The sequence below is a fragment of the Acetobacter sp. DsW_54 genome, from assembly GCF_002153575.1.
Classification (GTDB): Bacteria; Pseudomonadota; Alphaproteobacteria; order Acetobacterales; family Acetobacteraceae; genus Acetobacter; species Acetobacter fabarum.
In genome coordinates, this window is sequence record NZ_JOPD01000043.1 from 1 (window position 1) to 3,100 (window position 3,100).

General features: G+C 42.5%; 4 protein-coding genes. All 4 read left to right on the forward strand.

Annotation, left to right across the window (positions count from 1 at the left end; genetic code table 11):
- Positions 1-251 precede the first annotated feature (251 nt).
- The 4 genes from HK20_RS12895 to HK20_RS12210 all read left to right on the forward strand — a co-directional run bounded on the left by HK20_RS12895 (position 252) and on the right by HK20_RS12210 (position 3,068).
- Positions 252-968 (forward strand): hypothetical protein, encoded by a 717-nt coding sequence (locus tag HK20_RS12895; RefSeq protein ID WP_143296515.1) that lies wholly within the window; start codon positions 252-254, stop codon positions 966-968.
- Positions 955-1,515, forward strand: a complete 561-nt coding sequence (locus HK20_RS12200) for a hypothetical protein (protein ID WP_143296516.1) — start codon at positions 955-957, stop codon at positions 1,513-1,515. Before HK20_RS12895 ends, HK20_RS12200 begins: the two co-directional genes overlap by 14 nt.
- Before the next feature lie 121 nt (positions 1,516-1,636).
- Positions 1,637-2,380 carry a hypothetical protein gene (locus tag HK20_RS12205; RefSeq protein WP_086647320.1) on the forward strand — a complete coding sequence of 248 codons (744 nt, stop codon included), beginning with the start codon at positions 1,637-1,639 and terminating at the stop codon, positions 2,378-2,380.
- 286 nt (positions 2,381-2,666) lie between these two features.
- Positions 2,667-3,068, forward strand: coding sequence for a recombinase family protein (locus HK20_RS12210; RefSeq protein WP_086647321.1), 402 nt, complete (start codon positions 2,667-2,669; stop codon positions 3,066-3,068).
- The last annotated feature ends 32 nt before the right edge of the window (positions 3,069-3,100 follow it).

Genomic DNA, 3,100 nt, shown 5'->3' on the forward strand with positions numbered 1-3,100 from the left:
ATATCGCTGCCTGATTACTGAACAAAACCCTCTCCGGTAAAACCGGGGCAGTTCAGGTATAACCTCTGGCGTCATCTCCGCGATGACAGAAAGCAGAACGATGCCACCTTTGCAGGGGCGTCACGTGGCCTAGTTCAGCAGGGCATTACAGACCAGATTAAAGAACTTACCAGCATTGGACGCTATGCCAGCCACTCCAAACCTCTCTACCATGTTCACGCTGACCCTGCGAAGGACTGGACGGTTCAGGAATGGGAAGCCTACTGGCAGGATTACGAGAAAGAATTTTCTCTCCAGAAACAGCCCAAGCCCGATTAAAGTCCCAGGAACGCACCCATATTGATAAGGCTGGACTGCCTGTCATCGTTTTCAAGGGCTGGAAGAGCTTTGTCCCGACTGTCCTCATGAAGCAGTTAAAGGCGCATGGCTGTTTTATGGCTATGGGAGACAAGAGACCGGTTGTCATAGACCAGACGGGCAATGTTTATGCGCTGAACAAGCTGGTCAACATGGCCTCCAAAGCAGAAGGAAAACCTCTGAAAATCATAGCAAAACAGACTGTGAACTACGTCAGGGGGCATGATCTCCCATTTTATGCAGACATTCAAAAGAAAGGAAAAATTAATGACAGAACTATTCCAGAACTCGGAGCAGGACAAGAGGATTACTTTATACCAGAAGACCTATCAGGAAGCCTGTGGAGCAAACAGAAACACACAGGACATTCTCGACCTGATAAGCAACCAGACAGGAGACAAACCCTCACCCATCGACCAGATACAGCAATTGCTCGAAACCATCGCACAGCAACAGATTCAAATCCTGTCATCACAGGGAAAAATTTTGCAAAGACTATCAGCACTGGAAAGCTGAACAGAGGCGTCACCCACGTTGCCAGTCTATACCCATATTGTTCTGATTACCCCGGATTATATCAAATACATAAAAACCCAATTGAAAGAAGCTAAAAAGGCAGACTGGTATTTTTATCGCAGGGCCTATCAGAACCTTAAAGACCAGCAATACTGGCTTGACCAATGGAACAACGGAATTGACAGCAACATCCTGCTTTTGCTGGTGGAACTGTTCCTGAGCCTGTTTTTTGGTGGGTCTGTGACCATCAGAAACAAGCCTTATCCCATTGCCATAAATTTTGGACTTCCTGCTCCCATCAGTGATACGACATGGAACATGATGTCAGAAGGCCAACAGGAGAACATCCTGTTTGAAAGTTATCTCTTATACAAAGCATCCTACGAAAATTATCAGACGCTTCATGAACAACAGAACGGGAATTCTGTCACGTTTGAGTTTTTCCTAAACCTACATAAAAAACATAGTCTAACACAGATGATTTCCAAAAATGTTGAATGGTTGGAAAACGAATCCGATAACAGGAAGATAGATGCAGAAAATGCAAAAATTCTTCAGGAAACAAATGAAGCCATGGCTCTCTTACGACAAGAAAAAATTACCTCTGATTTTAATGTCATGACTGGTAATTTAATATATTAAATCTTATCGCTTATCACATTTTTTTGAATACCATCTATCGTAACGTCAATCTTCCGCTATAATCTAAAATGCTCTATAATTGGCATACTCATATTAGATTGAGAATTTTCTTGGAAATATCATGAATACATTCAATATTTACAAACCGACACAGATGATAAGAGATGAAGAAAGCCCGGAGTATCTCTGTGCTAAAGAACAGGAAAAAAGTCTTTGGGAAACAAAGTCTATTTGCATACCACCCAAAGATATTAATCAGGAAAAAGTTCATATCCCTTCAAAATCATTACAGGTAGTCACCATCAAAGATGGTGATGTTATTATACATAGCGACACCTATTGCATGGACAAAAAAGGGTCCAAGCTTGGCAAACTCATGCATGGCTGTCCCAAGATAACAAAATCTATCCATGACCCAACCAAAAAATATACCGTTGAGTTTCGAACACCGGAGACGAAAGATATTACAACATGGCTGGAAAGCAATTTTTCTCCAGAACGGAAAGCATTAGGAGCGGTCTTCCGGGATGTGTATGACTATCTGGAAGCCAGCAAAGCAGAAATCACACGAATATCAAAATCTGTTTCTGAAGATTTACAAACGACAAAAACGGTATTTGGAAAAATTCAGAAATCAGAAATGCAGGCATCACAAAATAGAGAGATAGCCTCAAAAGAGAAAAAAATTGGTTTTTTAATTGGAATTTCTGGTTTTCTATTAGGGTCACTCATGGACTTTGGTCTTTTGAAAGACCTTAATATATTTTCGATTACAAAATCTGAGGCTGAAATAGGTCTGGGCAGTGCTGTCATAATTCTTCTGGCTTCTGGTTTTTTGATGGTCTCCCAAAAAAACAATTCATAAGTGTTTTCTGAATGCACATAAAGGGGGATGGCAAAAATCGCATGTCCTATTTCAATCGTGACCTTGATTGTAGCTGTGTTTCTGTCCTGAAGAGCTACTTTCCTGATGCTTACAAGTTGGGAGATTATCTGGCTCGCCATTTCCTTGCGGACAGGGTGACAGCCCCGCATGTCTTTGGAGGTGTGCAATGATTTATGGATATGCACGTGTCAGCACCAGAGACCAGTCGACTGATATGCAGGTCAGTTGATTGCTGGAAGCCAGGATTCCAAAAGAAAGAATTTTTATGAATGTCATTTCCAGTGCAACAGAAGACAGGCCACAGTTAAACAGTTTGTTAAATCTGTTGCACAAGGGCGATGTTCTGACAGTCTGGAAGGTGGACAGACTTGGAAGACGAACAGCCCATCTGGCAAGGCTTCTGGAAGAATTTGACCAGAAAGCGATAACAGTCAGAAGTCTGACAGAGGGTGTGGATACGTCAGACAGGTCAAGCCGTGTCAGTTATCTGTTGATGTCTGTTATTGCCCAGAATGAACGTGAAACCACTAATGAGCGCATTAGAAGTAGCATAGACCATGCTCAGAAATATGGAACGAAAACAGGTCGTCCCATAGGCAGACCCAAAGCCAGTTCTGCAAAGGTGCAACATGCTCTGGCCCCTTTAGGCTCAGGACTCATTCTTTGAGGTAGAAGATGACGCTTGCTGCGATGTGGATT

Bases quoted from the DNA above. Each gene is read 5' to 3' on its own strand.
- HK20_RS12895 (WP_143296515.1), top strand. From the start codon at position 252: ATGGGAAGCCTACTGGCAGGATTACGAGAAAGAATTTTCTCTCCAGAA.
- HK20_RS12205 (WP_086647320.1), top strand. From the start codon at position 1,637: ATGAATACATTCAATATTTACAAACCGACACAGATGATAAGAGATGAA.
- HK20_RS12210 (WP_086647321.1), top strand. From the start codon at position 2,667: ATGAATGTCATTTCCAGTGCAACAGAAGACAGGCCACAGTTAAACAGT.